This is a genomic window from Vallitalea longa, assembly GCF_027923465.1.
Classification (GTDB): domain Bacteria; phylum Bacillota; class Clostridia; order Lachnospirales; family Vallitaleaceae; genus Vallitalea; species Vallitalea longa.
The window spans coordinates 12,962-28,418 of record NZ_BRLB01000016.1 but is presented as its reverse complement, the minus strand read 5'-3'; the positions used below and the strand labels follow the sequence as shown (position 1 = coordinate 28,418).

Below are 15,457 nucleotides of genomic sequence, written 5' to 3'. Positions count from 1 at the left end.
GCGTAAATTATGAGTAATGTACCTAAAAATGCTTCTGAAAGGACTTTTCAGGAGAATTTTGTAAAAGAACTAGTAAAATATAAATGGAAGTCTCCTGATTTCTTAAACGGAAATAAGAAGAAAGTAACGGTATCTGACCTAATTAATCATTGGCGTGGTGAATTAAATCGTATAAATGCGGATCAACTTGAAGGTGTAGAGTTAACAGATAATGAATTTGCACAGGTGATGGCTAAGGTAGGTAAGATTAGCAATAGTTATGAAGCTGCTAAAATATTATCAATTGAAGAATCAACTGGCAAAATTGATGGAATTTATCGTGATGATAATCCAAGGATAACTAGGAAACAGATTACTTTAACTATCTTAAAAAAAGCTGCGGTAAGTGGCGGTGACTCAAGTTATCGTGTGGCAAGGGAGGTAGTAACTCCTAATAATAATAGATTTGATATAGTTTTATTAATTAATGGATTACCCTTAATTAATATAGAACAAAAACGTACGGATAAATCATTAGATGAAGCGTACGGTCAGTTTATCAGATATTACAGAGATGGTGAATACTGTAATAACTTCATGGCATTTTCACAGATGATGGTAATAACTACGGAGATAGAAACTCGTTATTTTGCATCACCAAAATCTATTAATGATTTTAATCCTGTGTTTGTTTTCCATTGGGCAGATAAAGAGAATAAAACGGTAAATAATTGGCAGAAAGTTATTGAGCATTTTTTGATGATACCTATGGCACATCAAATGGTTGGAGATTATTTAGTGATTGATGAAGCAAAAGAAGAAGAGAACAGGAAGCATATGCTCATGCGTCCGTATCAAGTCTACGCATTGCAAGCAATAGAAGGTGCTGCCTTTGGGTGGGATAATGAAGGAATAGCACATGGAGGATTTGTTTGGCATACAACTGGTTCTGGAAAAACAATTACTAGTTTTAAGACAGCATTATTTTTATCTACGCGTGCTAGATTTGATAAGGTAGTATTTTTGGTTGATAGAAGAGCGTTAGATAGAACTACTAGCGATAATTTTAAGGCATATGCAGCTTATGAGCCAGTAACGGTTGATGATACAAAACATACATATCAGTTAAAAAAACAACTTAAATTACATAAATCAGGAATCATAGTTACAACGACATTTAAACTAAATGCACTTGTAAAGGAATTAGAAGAAGCTAAGGACAACACTTTGGCAGATAAAGAAATTGTATTTATTGTAGATGAAGCCCATAGAACAACAATGGGACAGATGATGGGAGTTATCAAAGAATATTTTAAAAAAAATGGTCTTTTCTATGGATTTACGGGAACACCTCTATTTGATGAAAATAATATTAAAGGGAAAATAAATAAAAAAAGTGAAGTAATTAATACCACTGAGAAGTTATTTGGACCGATACTTCATCAATATACCATTGATGAGGCAATTTCAGATGGTAATGTATTAGGGTTTTATGTAGATTATATCAATACAGGTGAATTTAAAAGTTATGACGATTTAAGAGAACAGTTAGTAGAAATAATTAAAGAAGAGCACCCTGAACTTGGGGATAGAGAGAGTGAACGTAAGGTACAAGAATGGTCTGAAGCAGATGTGGAACTACAGGCTAGTAAAAGAAATATTTTAACATATCAAGATGAGACACATATGCCAAGAGTTGTTGAGGAAATATTAAATAACTGGGAGACTCAGTCTCAGGGAAGAGAATTTAATGCTATCTTAACAGTTGCGTACAAAAAGCGAGTGATTGCATTTTACAATGAATTCAAGAAACAATTAAATGAGCGTGGAGAAAAACTAAATGTCACCATGACATTTAGTTTTGGTAACGAAAATGATACTGATAATATTTCTCCAGCAATTATTAAAGAGATGTTCAAGGATTACTCTGAGTTTACAGGTATTGAATTTATAGTGGGTGATAAAAAACATGGAGAGGACGCATATTTTGAAGACGTAGTGGAACGTGCAACTCGTGGTGGAAGCAAGCGTAATAAGAAAAACATCGACTTGGTGATTGTAGCAGATCAATTACTAACAGGATATGATTCCCAACGATTAAATACATTGTATGTTGATCGATCTTTGGAATTGCAGGGATTAATCCAAGCATATTCTAGGACAAACCGTGTATTAGGTAAGAATAAAGAGTTTGGAACAATTGTTAATTTTCAGTATCCAAGGTTGACTAAACAAACAGTAGAGAATGCGTTAAAATTATATGGTAGTGGTGGAAGTAGTAGTAGAGCAATAGTTGATACATACATTGTAGCGGTCGAAAAATTTAATATAAGTGTTCTAGAAATGGTTGAATCTCTGCCAGATCCTTCAAAATGGGAAGAATTAAAAGATGACCAAGAAGGGAAAGATAAGTTTATTATTTCTTTCAAAGATGCAGCAGAACAGTTGAATTTGGTGGAACAGTATTATGAATACCAATGGAAAGATGATACATTTGGTATTGACGAACACACTTGGTTAAAATATGTAGGTGCATATAAAAATTTAACAAGAAAAGAAGGACCAGATGATCCTGTGATAAATATTATTAAACCACTTGTTGGGAAAACAAAGTTAGCAGGAACACAAGTAATAGATGCAGCTCATATAATTGGATTGATTGGTTCAAAAGTGAGTAATGTCGATGGTATACAAACAGTAGATGAAGAAATCCTACGTATAATTCATGAGCAGATTCAAGAACTAAGTGATATGGGTGAGGATAATAAAGCACATCTGCTAAAGGAGTTTGTAGATACTGAATTAGTACCTGGAAACTTGTCTTATAACTTGAATTTTGATGATGCTTATGATATTTGGAAAAAGGATAAATTAAAAGCTGATATTGATGATTTAGCAGACAGATGGGGAATTGATAAAGATTGGCTTTTCAAATCTGTGAATGCATTCTCAGTAGCACAAGCTAAAGTGATACCTTATATAGATGAATTAACAAAAAGTGTGGATTATGATAAGGCAACAGATAAATCAGCAGGTAACAAATTAAAACATATGATGACATTAACGTGTAAGTTACCAGAGTTAATGGTTGAGATGAAACAAAAATATGCTTAAAACGTTATCAAAAAAAATATCTTTAATGACCTAGAAAATAAAATTTCTTGGTCATTATACCTTTACTTTAAAACTGGTTTTAATAGGTAAACTACTTTAATGATAAATAGAATGGAATTAATTTTTTTATTTAGATATATTGCTATTATAATAAATTATAAGTAAGCTTTTGAAATTTACACACTCGATTATATATATTTAGTTGATTAAAGCTTCATCAATAATATCTCAAAAAATCAGCACTAGTTTCCACAAAAGGCTTTATGTCAAAGCATTTTTTCCTCATCATCTGACCCTTAAAATCAACAACTTGCACGGGAACCCCAATTTCACGAGCAATAAATTCATAACAATACCCCATTTTCATAAGCTCCATCATGTTATCATCTGTAACAAGAAGTTCAGCCATAAATAAATTGGCTTCCCTTTCTGGTTTGGATTACATATCAAAAAAAGAAAACTCTTGTAAAGCTTTTGACTTAGCAAAATTCTGATGAAACCTTTCATGTCCTAATTCATGAGCACAAATAATAGGTTTTAGCCTATTCTTAATATTTTCATTTATCACAATATATCTAAATCTAGACTGATAAAAATAAAATCCTTTAAGTGTTCCTAGATCATTGTACTTTACAGTAATATTCGAATCATCAGCTATTTCAAAAGGATTTCTTGTTTTGTATTTCATAATCAATTTATTAACATCTCTCACAATATAATTAGTCATAAATTCACCTGCTCATAAAACATAAGAAAATTATTTACTACTTTGTCTACCGTACTTGTCCCTTGCTTTTCTTTTAGCGTCAAAATATAATTTGGTTATAGATTCAAAAAACTTATCCTGATCTTCTTCTGATAATGTACCACCTGCAAAGATAGCAGCAGTTTTTTCAATAAGCTGTTCAACTTCTTTTTTTCCTTTGTATCCAAAATTGTCTTTAGCATAATTAATAAAAGTACTTTCTTCTTCAGGCATAATTTTCACATCAATTTCATCCATTATATAATCAGTGGTTACATTAAATATTTCGGCTAATCCCTTAATAACTTTAATATCTTTAGGAAATAGATTACCTTTTTCATAATTGTATATCGTTCTTGTAGAAACTCCAAGTTTCGAAGCCAAATCTGATTGTGTTAATTTATTTTCTGCTCTTAGGTTTCTGATTTTATTGCCAAAACTCATATATATTCCTCCATTCAATTAATTTCTTATTTATAGAAACAAATTACTTGTTTATCCTTGACAAGCAAGAATCATTGTTCTAAAATTAGAAGTGAACTTCTTGTTTTATAGTATACTAGAAAGTAGTTTTTGTCAAGATAAAGCACTAGAAATGGAGGTATTCATATGAAGCATATATATCATCAAAATCATACTAATATACTAGAGTTAGGTAATAAGGATAAGATAAATACAAATGTATATCATAATACTAAACTTCTTCTCTCTCTTTATGAAAATGTATTATGGAGAATTAATAATGATATCCAGTTGATAAAAGAGGAATGTGAATATGAGGTTCATAAAAATTTAGATAATTTTATAGATAGTTTAGTTGATGTAGAATTATATGTTTCAAGATCAAGATTAGATAATAGATTAAGAAGTATAGAAAACAGTAAGAGTCTTGTGAATTTAATTAACAAAGCTATGAAAATGGTAAAATCTTACCCTAATATTGGTGAGAGATATTATAATATTTTATATAAAACCTATATTGCACAATATAAAAGTACTACAGATGAAATGATAGATTATTTAGCAATATCTAGGTCTACATATTTTCGTGAAAAAAAGAAAGCAGTAAATTTACTTGGAACAATATTATGGGGTTATTTAATACCTCAATTAGCTGAAGAATTAAAAAAAGTGGGATTTATTACATATTAGAATGAGACTATAATGGAACTAGAATGAGACTAGATTTAGACTTGCTTGGTACTGACATAATATTTTAATACTGATATACTTGTTATAACAAAATTTATTTAAATAAATTTTGAATATAGGGGTATAAACAGAGTTCTATAACTAATAATTTGAGGAGCTTTTTTTTATACCCATTTTTAAAATCATAAGACCTATAGGAATTATGAAATTGAGTCGCACAGTTACGTGTGGCTCTTTTTTTATGCCCTTTTTTAAGAAAGGAGAAAAAATGAAAATTAGATGCCGTAGTCCATAACCTTTGTTTTTTTACCTAATTAAAACAAAAAAATCGGAGGTTATGGAAGATGAAAGTTAAAATTAATTATGAAGGTACTGAAATTTTAGTAGAAGAAGAAATTAAAAGATGTTTAGACGAACTTAAAAGAGAAGAAGAATCTAGAAAAAGGAAAAACAGAAGAAAAGAAATATTATGGGATGCTATATTAATTGAGGGAATGGAAGTACTTGAGTTATTGAATATGAGTTCTATAGAAGATGAAGTTATTGAGGATATTTATTTACAAGGACTTTATTCATTACTAATAGGTTTAGAAGATTTTGATAAAAAACTAATAAAAGATCGTTTTGTAAATGAACTAAAATACAAGGAGCTTTCAACCAAATATAATATGCCTGTTAGTTCTATCCAATATAAGCTTGAAAGAATCTATAAATACATAAATTGTGAATTAACAAAAAATAATTAAATAAATAATAAAAAGTTTCCGTAAAAATATGCTCTCTATGTCCTAAAGGGTGAAGGGGTATTCTCCTTCACCTGAACATTGAAAAAAGATAGAGCGTATTTTGTTTTATCTATAAGTTATATTTAAGTACGTTACCTTATGACCGTAAGGAAAGCGACACGAGGAAAACCGCAATAATGAGTATACACTCTAGCGATAAGTTTTGCCTTGAAATTATTTTTAGGAAGAATAATTTGCAATGACTCATAAGGGAAAATAATGATACTTCTACCTAGTCCTAAGACATCCTATGGAGGGTAGCTAGTTTAGATACTGGAAAATAAATATCTATGTTTGAGAGAGAATATAGAGATTTTTTTATGAGCAGATTACCTAACTGCTGCTTAAATATTATGATATATTAATAAAACTTAGCCATTGACTAATGTATCAAATTATTTTGATGTAATAGTCAGTTACTAAATATAAAGAGGTGGAAGGAACTAAAAATGGATATTGAAAAAGATAAATACGGATTTATAGAGATAAGAGATGATTTAATTAATAAGAAAATAATTAAAAAAGATTCAAAGATAAGATTTAAGATTGATAACATTATACTATCTGAATTTTATACAGGTAAATCCTATAGTTATAATGTTATTAATGTAATAACTAATGAATCTAAGCATTTATATCATAGTAAAAAACAACTTAGTGAAGAAAAATATGAAGATGTAAAAGAAAAACTACTGTCACTATCTATAATAAAAGAGCAAGACAATATTGTAATAGATAATAGTGTTAAAGATACTGAAAGAAATAAAGAGTTGATTAGATATATTTTTAATACTATTTTACCTAAGTATGGTTTCACAATAAGAGAAAGCCAGATAGATTTATCTTTAACTATGTATGATGCTATAAAAAACAATAGGATTGCTTTATGTGAAGCAGAAGTTGGAACTGGCAAAACTTTTTCATATTTAATAGCAGCTATAATAAGTAGATTTTCCAGTTATGTAACCAATGTATTACCTATAGTTATATCAACATCAAGTATTACACTGCAAAAGGCAATAAAAGAAGATTACATACCGCTTATTTCTAGAATTCTTAAAACAGAGGGAATATTATATAGAGATTTAACAGCTGTTATTAGAAAAGGAAAAAGTCATTATATATGTGATAAGAGGTTAAAAGATTGTGTAGATTCAATTCCTTTTAAAAAGGATAAAAAGGAATTTAAAATATTAAGTAGATTATTAGATGTTGGAGTTAATGGTATGGATCTTGATAGATATGATGAAATAAATAAATACGTTAAAAGCAGGATAAATGTAACAGATAAATGCAATAACAGATGTCCCCAATATCAATATTGTAGATATAATAGATTTTTAAAAAATGCAAAATCATTCAATTATGATATCCAGATATGTAATCATAATTATTATTTTGCTGATATTAAAAAACGGAGTGAAAATAAATCTGAAATAATTCCAGACTATTCAATAGTGATTATAGATGAAAGTCATAAAATAATTAATGCAGCTAGACAGATATATGGAATGAAAATAGAAAAAGCAAAAATTGATAGGCTAATTAATTTAATAACTAAGATTAGATTCAATAAGGAAAAAGATCATATAGTTAAAGAATATACAAAAAAATTAAAGAGCAGAGTTGAATGGCTATATAGTGATCTATTAGGAACTATCATAAATGATGAGGGAAAAGAAACAGAAAGGTACAGGATTATAATTAAGACAAGTACAGAAAAATTAATAAGAAGAATCATTTATAACATTAACAGCATTATCTACAATCTTGATAAAAATGAATTAAAATATAAAAATGAATTAACTAGATATACAATTAATTTATTGCTGGAAACAAAAGAAAAGCTAGATATATTAATTAACAATAACCAGATAACATATTGGATGGAGTTAGAAAACAAAGATAAAAATAAATTAAGTATATGTTGGGTGCCAAAAGAACTTAATAAAATTATATATAGTGATTTATGGATGAATAGAATACCTATTATATTGACATCTGGAACAATATCAGAAAGAGGTTCATTTACATATTTTAAGCATAAAACAGGTATTGATTTAGTTGGTATACCAAATAATCAAAGGAGAGCAAAGTTACAGGAAGTAAGTAAAAGCTCTCCTTTTAATTATAATGAAAAAACCATAATGTATATCAATGATAGATTACCATTTCCTGATTCAAGAGATATAAAATATATTAATTCAATAACTAGTGAGATAGCAAGGATTATAAAAGCAACTCATGGTCATGCAATGGTTTTATTCACTTCATATAGAACAATGGAATTAGTCTACAATAGAATAACAAAATTAGTGAAGAAGCACTCAATGATCAAAATGGGAAAGGGATATAATAATTGTTTAAACAAATTTAAAATAAGTAAAAATGGAGTTATATTTGCAGCAGGTGCAGCATGGGAAGGAATTGATATAAGTGGTGATATTTTATCGTCGATTATAATAGTTAAACTTCCATTTGCTGTACCTGATCCTTTATCAGAATATGAACAAACATGTTATAAGGATTTTCATGAATATAAAGATAAGGTTATATTACCTGAAATGATTATCAAGTTAAAACAAGGTGTTGGCAGACTTATAAGAAGTGAAACAGATACAGGTGTTATATCAATATTAGACAGTAGAATGAATGTTAAAAAAGATTATTATAGTAGAGTAATAAATGCATTACCTGAATGTAAAGTTACTAATGATATAGAAGATGTGAAAAAATTTATACAAGATAATAAAAGCATTGAGTATTTCAAATGAAGATAAAGTAGTATTACTTATACATATGATAAATTATACGTGATTATTTGGAGGAATTTTAGTGAATAGTAAATTCAGAAGGATGAATTGCGTAAACAAGTCAGTTCTATTATAATAATATTTATTGGATATTGCCTTGTGCTATTATACAATTGATTACTTGTGTTATATAGTATTAATATTATCTTCAGTTAGATTAATGAAATGCATAATAGATATTTTAAGGAGTTCAGTAAATACGAATACCTTATATCCATTATAGAAGGTACTAGTGTTAGTGATGGGAGAAAAAATGTATATCAATGACCAAAACCGTAAATACAAGGAAAAAGTAATAAAAGAAATTAATAGAAGGCAAATGATTTCTTATATGAATAATACTAAATGGACTGAATTACGGAAAGGTATTGGAGAATTATTATTTCCACCGCCATTTGAGATGAAATATGTTCTAGAAGAATCACAAGATAGTAGATTTAATAGTGATGTATGTTATTGGGGTGACTGGAGTGAAGAGACAATGAGACCATATTACGCTATTGAATGGGTAAAAGTCAGACCCAGATATATTAAGAAAATTGGTAAATATGTAGAGGATCAGATAATTGATGAAACGAAAGATTTCATTGCGTTATTACATAAATTCAATATATTTTATCATGAACAAGATGGGGCATTTCTAATATATGGCTATAGATGTGCGAGTGATAGAAACATCAATTAATTTATTAAAATTTTATAGGAAAATTGTTGTGATTGAGTTAGATGAAGAATCAATGCAGATATACAATGGAGTAAAAGCGATAATTAGATAGACAAAGCGAAATCAATATGTCCTCTTTTAGTAGAGAAAAGGAGTGCAAGACAATGGAACAAACATACAGTTTAAACAACCCTATGCCACCACTATGGCTTATGTATCCACATATAAGCAGATACAGTATAGGATGGCGTATGGGATATGGCGAAGATTATGTTTATAACTTTTATCAGTGGTATACAAGCTTAAGTGATATTGAACAAAATAATTATGAAAGTATGTTTCCAGAACCAAAGGGATGGCTTGGGTAGTACAATGATACACATGAAGATGTTTATGAAAACAACATACTTTTATGGAATAAGGATTGTAAATTAAAATATAATCTTGAGCGAATACAGAAAGATTTTAGAAAAGGTAAAAAGCTTAAATATATGTTTTTTTGGGGGCATCAGCCCGCTACAGATGGAATTATAAAAAGTTGCATGAGCCAATGGTGGAAAAGTTCATTTGCGATTGAAACAGATACATATTGTTGTATGGAGCAATATATGATGGCAGAAAAGGCTAGATTATTTAATGACCACGAAATATTAGATAAGATATTAAAAGATAAAAGTCCTAAGCAAATAAAAGAACTTGGAAGACAAGTAAGGGGATTTGATAATACCAAATGGGAAAAATACAGTCCAAGTATTATATTAAATGGTAACCTAGCAAAGTTTATACAAGATGAAAATTTAAAACAATTTTTAATGGAAACAAAGGATAAGATTCTTGTAGAAGCAAGTCCATATGATAAGATATGGGGGATAGGTCTATCAGCAGATCATGATAATGCAAATAATCCTGTGTTATGGAAGGGACAAAATTTATTAGGTTTTGCCTTAATGGAAGTAAGGGATGAACTTATTAGGATATGTGAAAATGAGAATAAAATAGATTATGAAAAATTGCATAAGCAATTTGATTAATTGAAGTAGAAAAAAATCACGATAAACCATTAATTCTATGATAATACAACAAAAATTTATATTTAACGGAGACCAACTATGAAATTAGAACTAATTGAACTTCAGCAATGGATATACGATCTTATTTATAATAATAACAGTATTTATAAATTTGAAGATTGGATTTACTATAACGATACTATAATGACATATGTATCTTATGATGACTATATAGATTTGATATCTATAAACTATGAAGATAAGTATGCTAGAGAAAATCTACTTAGGATTATTGACCAATATGTAGATTATGGAGTTTTTGAATCAATTAACTTAATAAGATTGCTAGAAAAATGCTTAGATAAAAAATTGAATTTTGACCAGTTAGCTCATATATACCAAGAATTTTATTATATGTATTGTAAAGGATAAGTTATATAGTATTTTTGAATGATTTTTATACTATATCTTTTACAATATAATTTCAATAAATCTTGACGAAAATAAAATATGTTTTGTAATAGAAAAAAATGGTAGAATAAATGCTGGAAACATAAAAAACCACCCAAGCTTATAATTGCTAAGATGGAAAAATTCCCTTAATATACCTGTCTTCTATACTTTATTCTTATTAAAATTAATTTAGTCCTTGTATATAATTAATAAGTTTTTCTGTATCTGATATTTCTTTAGTATCAAGATTAAATGTATTTATATTATTCTGTTGTAATACCTCTTTTAAATCTTGATCTATTCTATTATTCATAGCAGTGAGAGTTCCATTTTCTTCTTTGAAAATAAGACTTTCATAACCTCCTAGAACATAGTAAATATCATCAGTTTCTGATAATCCACGTTCTGCGATAAGAAGAGTGTATGTTATATCTTCTTCTAATTGGTGCCCTTTCATTCTTAACAGGTTAATTTGACTATCAATATTATTACCTTTAATAGTCTGATCTACATTAATTATTTGAATTACTGAAAAATCGCTTAAATCATATTCATCTGTAACAGTTCCTATAATGCATGCATCTGCTTTACTAATTAACTCTTCAATTGAATCTCCACTACTATTGTAAACACAATTATCTGTATCGGATTTAAAAGTTTTCATCTTAATTTTTGTAGGCGAATTTTATTTTATTCTAACCTGTAAATATAAATTTTTAAAAAAGTGCATCATTATAAGTTGATAGAAAGTATGAGTGTTAGCACATCACTTGATATTCCATTCAATTTAAAGTCCATATAAATAGTATAATAATTTTAAATATTTTGTGCTAACTAAGTATATATAGAATAGGATATTTTACAAAAATCATTTAAGTATAATTTTTTTTGTAATTTCAAATTAAAAAATATAATATATGTTAGTATAAGATTATAATACGATTAGTCATATTGATAGAAATATACATGATTTAAAAAATCATATATATTACAAAATAAAGTTTTAAATATATTTAATTTATAAATTTATATATTATAAAATATTAAATTAATTTAGCAATAAATTAGAAAAAATATTTAATTTTAGAAGAAAATGGTGTATAATAAATAGAAAAAGTGGAAAAAGTTTTGGTGAATAAAATAATTTGCTATTGATGCTGCAGTATTAATATAAAAACAATATTTAAATAATATTATAATTAAAAAAGGAGGAAATAGAAATGAGAAAAACTATCATTAGTGTGATGTTATCTATTATTTTAATATGTAGTTATACTGTAATAAATATTAATGCAAAAGATTACAACAATGATGATAAATTATTGATTGAAAGAGCTAATAGTATTTTAGATGAATTAGGTACTGAAGGGGAAGATTATTTATTACAAGAATCATCCATGGACATTAGTGTTCCTAAAATTAATATGGAAGCATATATAAGAAGTAAACAAGAAGAAATTAATACGAAAGGAAATATTAAAAATAATCAATTATTGAGAAAAGATACAATTAGTGAAATATTAAAATTGTATCCAGAATTAGATGTTTGTGATTTGGATAATTGGACTTATGGAAAATATTATGAATATGACACAGAGCAATCAATGAAAAAATATTTGCCAACGGATAAAGAAATAATTGAATTATCCCAAAAAGGGTTAAAAGTAGATGATGCTCAAAGATTAAAATCTACCTATGGGTCATATAAGGCTATATTAGATAGAAGTAATGATGAAATAAAAGATGCTTTAGAGCAAATTTATTTAAGTGACTTGGAATCAGCAAAAAATTTAGTAGTACAAGAACCACTTATTATATCCAAATTTAATTCAAGAGGACCAATTAATGATCCTCCTGACAACTCAACTACTTATACAATGAAAGTAGGTGGAGATGGTGTTACGTATTTAAAATATTATTGGTGTAATGTTTCAGGATATAAATGTGATTGGTTCTTGGAAGACACAAACACGCATAGGGGTGACAATAATATTACATATGGAGCTAGAGCTAATGTTTTATTTCAAAAATTATATAATACAACTGAATCATATTCTTCAGAAAGCATGTGGGGGTCTTATTCAAATAGCAGAAAGTGGCCTCATGAAGCTATTGATTTTGATTATGGTAGGGGTTCAACCGTTTACGCAACCTTTAGTGACGATCCTTCAATATCAGGAGATGCTACTTTGAAAATTTCTAAAGCATATTATGGTAGAATTGTATACGTATGTGGTACTGGTTCATATAAATATACAGTTTCTTTACAACATGTAGGCGATCGTATCACATCTGGTCCTATCTCATATGATGACCCTATTGGTTCTGAAAGTGGATACGGGGCAAATTCTGACCCTTACGATTTTGCCTCACATACACATATTTCCATAAGAAAAGGTGATGATACAACTTGGGATGTGTATGACAAAACATTAGATTCAGATAATATTTATTCTTTTGTGTATTATCATCTTTACTAGATTACATATACGAATTGTGACTAATTAACAGTTCAGATAAAGGGAGGTGAATAATGAAAAAAAAAACTATATTTTCTATAATCATACTAACAATAATTTTAGTTTTATATATCCATAATTCAATTGAGGTCAAAGAGTTAAAATCGGAATTAGAGCAGGTGACTGAAACAAAAGAGGAATTAGTTAGAATTATAGAATCAAACACTATTGAAGATAATGATAAAATTATTGATAATGAGATTATACCTGTAACTAGTACAAATATGTCCTTAAAAGAAGATAAAGAGTTATATGGCATAGGGATAATCAATAAAGAAGTGAATATGCAATCAATTATTATTACTAATCCTAGTAGTGAATACATTATTCAAGAAAATGAGATAGTGCAGATAATAGATATTTTTATCGATTCTAATAATAAGGAATGGGTTCTAGTCAAGTATAATAAAGAGCATGTATTTGGATTAATCGATAGCAGATACATTGATAATGTTGAATATAGTGGATACTATAAAGAATCAGAATGGGATATTAATGGTTTTAGAATTGGTGAACCATTAAGTAATGTTATTAATATCATGGGATATGATTATACCGTCAGTGAATCAGGTGAATATTCTAGGGATCTAATTGCTACATTTAGGAACGGGGACGAAGGAGAGACAAGGGTGTTTTTTGATCCAACATATATGGTTATTAATTATATATCAACATCAGATAAAAATATTACAATTAATGGATTGTTTCATGTTGGAGATAATGTATATGAATCTGTAACTTCACTTAATAAAAGTTATCGTGATAATGAAGAAGATAATTACGTAATAATTGAAGACAGTTCGAGTTATTATATTATTTTGCATTATGATATTAATAACGAAATAACGAATATTATATATCGTACATATGAAGTGGAAGCATAATTATTGATAAGAGTGTGTGAAAAAAACTCTGTAAAACATGGAAAAAATAGCTTTCTATGATAAAATAAATATATAGGAGGCTATTTTTATGGGTAAAAGAAAAAACACATTATCTGAAGGAAAACAAAATATCATTGCTGCTCTTTTACAAGAGTATGATATCAAGTCAGCAGAGGACATTCAAGATGCATTAAAAGACTTACTTGGTGGTACAATCCAAAGCATGTTAGAAGCGGAATTAGACAATCATTTAGGCTACGACCCCTATGAAAGAACAAATAATACCAACTCTCGTAATGGACATAAATCCAAAAATATTCGTAGTAAATATGGAGAAATGAATATTAGGGTACCTCAAGATAGAGATTCTTCTTTTGAACCACAAATAGTAAAGAAACGTCAGAAGGAAATAAATTCAATAGAAGATAAAATCATAGCTATGTATGCTAGAGGACTTTCAACCAGGCAAATATCAGACCAAATAGATGATATTTATGGTTTTGAGGTAAGTGAAGGTATGGTATCTAATATAACCAATAAACTTCTGCCAGAGATTGAAGATTGGCAACACAGACCTTTATCAAGGGTTTATCCTATTGTGTATATAGACGCTGTTCATTTTTCTGTTAGAGATAATAATGTAATAAAAAAGCTTGCTGCATATTTGATTTTAGGAATATATGAAGATGGAATGAAAGAAGTTATAAGTCTTCAAATAGGACAAAATGAAAGTAGCAAATATTGGCTTGGAACATTAAATGAATTGAAAAACAGAGGAGTAGCGGATATATTAGTTCTTTGTGCTGATGGTTTATCTGGGATAAAAGAAGCAATAAACGTAGCCTTTCCGGAAACAGAATACCAAAGATGTATAGTCCATCAAGTAAGAAACACATTAAAATACGTATCGTACAAAGATAAAAAGAAATTTGCAACCGATTTAAAAACCATATATCAGGCACCATCAGAATCAATAGCTCATGAAAGAATGCTTGAAGTTACAGAATTCTGGGAGAAAAGCTATCCTAATTCAATGAAAAGTTGGTCAGCCAATTGGGATGTGATCAGCCCAATATTTAAATTTTCAGCTGATGTACGTAAAGTTATATATACAACAAATGCTATTGAAAGTCTAAACAGTACATATCGTAGACTTAACCGTTCAAGAAGTGTTTTTCCTAGTGATAAAGCATTGTTGAAAGCTCTGTATTTAGCAACATTTGAAGCAACTAAAAAATGGAATATGCCAATCAGGTATTGGGGAAAAGTTTATGGAGAACTCTCAATTATGTTTGAGGGACGTTTATAAGTCAATTTAAAATCCTAAATGTTTAGGGTT

At 28.3% G+C, this 15,457-nt stretch carries 15 protein-coding genes; 11 read left to right on the top strand and 4 right to left on the bottom strand.

What is annotated here, in order from left to right:
• Nucleotides 1–9 precede the first annotated feature (9 nt).
• On the top strand, nt 10–3,093 hold the full coding sequence (locus tag QMG30_RS19370; protein ID WP_281818300.1) for a type I restriction endonuclease subunit R: 3,084 nt from the start codon (nt 10–12) through the stop codon (nt 3,091–3,093).
• A gap of 217 nt (nt 3,094–3,310) precedes the next feature.
• Here QMG30_RS19370 and QMG30_RS25330 read toward each other — a convergent pair whose 3' ends face one another.
• The 3 genes from QMG30_RS25330 to QMG30_RS19355 are packed head-to-tail and all read right to left on the bottom strand — an operon-like array spanning nt 3,311 to nt 4,282.
• Nucleotides 3,311–3,502 carry a hypothetical protein gene (locus QMG30_RS25330; RefSeq protein WP_434784577.1) on the bottom strand — a complete coding sequence of 64 codons (192 nt, stop codon included), beginning with the start codon at nt 3,500–3,502 and terminating at the stop codon, nt 3,311–3,313.
• 30 nt (nt 3,503–3,532) lie between these two features.
• Nucleotides 3,533–3,820: an ImmA/IrrE family metallo-endopeptidase gene (locus QMG30_RS25325; protein WP_281818298.1), complete on the bottom strand. Its 288-nt coding sequence runs from the start codon at nt 3,818–3,820 to the stop codon at nt 3,533–3,535.
• 30 nt (nt 3,821–3,850) lie between these two features.
• The gene (locus QMG30_RS19355) at nt 3,851–4,282 is read right to left on the bottom strand and encodes a helix-turn-helix domain-containing protein (RefSeq protein ID WP_281818296.1); all 432 of its coding nucleotides are present in this window, start codon (nt 4,280–4,282) and stop codon (nt 3,851–3,853) included.
• Nucleotides 4,283–4,447: 165 nt separating this feature from the next.
• Here QMG30_RS19355 and QMG30_RS19350 point away from each other — a divergent pair, with 165 nt between their 5' ends.
• From QMG30_RS19350 to QMG30_RS19325, 7 genes are all read left to right on the top strand, one after another.
• Nucleotides 4,448–4,990 (top strand): DUF1492 domain-containing protein, encoded by a 543-nt coding sequence (locus QMG30_RS19350; protein ID WP_281818295.1) that lies wholly within the window; start codon nt 4,448–4,450, stop codon nt 4,988–4,990.
• A 344-nt stretch (nt 4,991–5,334) separates the two neighbouring features.
• The gene (locus QMG30_RS19345; protein WP_281818293.1) at nt 5,335–5,736 is read left to right on the top strand and encodes a hypothetical protein; all 402 of its coding nucleotides are present in this window, start codon (nt 5,335–5,337) and stop codon (nt 5,734–5,736) included.
• 488 nt (nt 5,737–6,224) lie between these two features.
• Nucleotides 6,225–8,549, top strand: a complete 2,325-nt coding sequence (locus tag QMG30_RS19340) for an ATP-dependent DNA helicase (protein ID WP_281818291.1) — start codon at nt 6,225–6,227, stop codon at nt 8,547–8,549.
• A 280-nt stretch (nt 8,550–8,829) separates the two neighbouring features.
• Nucleotides 8,830–9,273 (top strand): DUF6678 family protein, encoded by a 444-nt coding sequence (locus QMG30_RS19335; RefSeq protein ID WP_309298659.1) that lies wholly within the window; start codon nt 8,830–8,832, stop codon nt 9,271–9,273.
• 143 nt (nt 9,274–9,416) lie between these two features.
• Nucleotides 9,417–9,620 (top strand): hypothetical protein, encoded by a 204-nt coding sequence (locus QMG30_RS25020; protein WP_309298657.1) that lies wholly within the window; start codon nt 9,417–9,419, stop codon nt 9,618–9,620.
• A gap of 123 nt (nt 9,621–9,743) precedes the next feature.
• Nucleotides 9,744–10,283: a riboflavin biosynthesis intermediates N-glycosidase gene (gene ybiA / locus QMG30_RS25015; RefSeq protein WP_309298656.1), complete on the top strand. Its 540-nt coding sequence runs from the start codon at nt 9,744–9,746 to the stop codon at nt 10,281–10,283.
• Between the two features lie 78 nt (nt 10,284–10,361).
• Nucleotides 10,362–10,694 carry a hypothetical protein gene (locus tag QMG30_RS19325; protein ID WP_281818287.1) on the top strand — a complete coding sequence of 111 codons (333 nt, stop codon included), beginning with the start codon at nt 10,362–10,364 and terminating at the stop codon, nt 10,692–10,694.
• 205 nt (nt 10,695–10,899) lie between these two features.
• Here the strand turns inward: QMG30_RS19325 and QMG30_RS19320 are convergent, their stop codons facing one another.
• Nucleotides 10,900–11,379: a hypothetical protein gene (locus QMG30_RS19320; RefSeq protein ID WP_281818284.1), complete on the bottom strand. Its 480-nt coding sequence runs from the start codon at nt 11,377–11,379 to the stop codon at nt 10,900–10,902.
• A gap of 556 nt (nt 11,380–11,935) precedes the next feature.
• On the opposite strand from QMG30_RS19320, the gene QMG30_RS19315 reads away from it, so the two are divergent.
• From QMG30_RS19315 to QMG30_RS19305, 3 genes are all read left to right on the top strand, one after another.
• Nucleotides 11,936–13,195, top strand: coding sequence for a hypothetical protein (locus tag QMG30_RS19315; RefSeq protein ID WP_281818283.1), 1,260 nt, complete (start codon nt 11,936–11,938; stop codon nt 13,193–13,195).
• Between the two features lie 53 nt (nt 13,196–13,248).
• Entirely contained in the window at nt 13,249–14,118 is an 870-nt protein-coding gene (locus QMG30_RS19310) for a hypothetical protein (RefSeq protein WP_281818280.1), read from the top strand.
• 88 nt (nt 14,119–14,206) lie between these two features.
• Nucleotides 14,207–15,427 (top strand): IS256 family transposase, encoded by a 1,221-nt coding sequence (locus QMG30_RS19305; RefSeq protein WP_281818279.1) that lies wholly within the window; start codon nt 14,207–14,209, stop codon nt 15,425–15,427.
• Nucleotides 15,428–15,457: the final 30 nt, after the last annotated feature.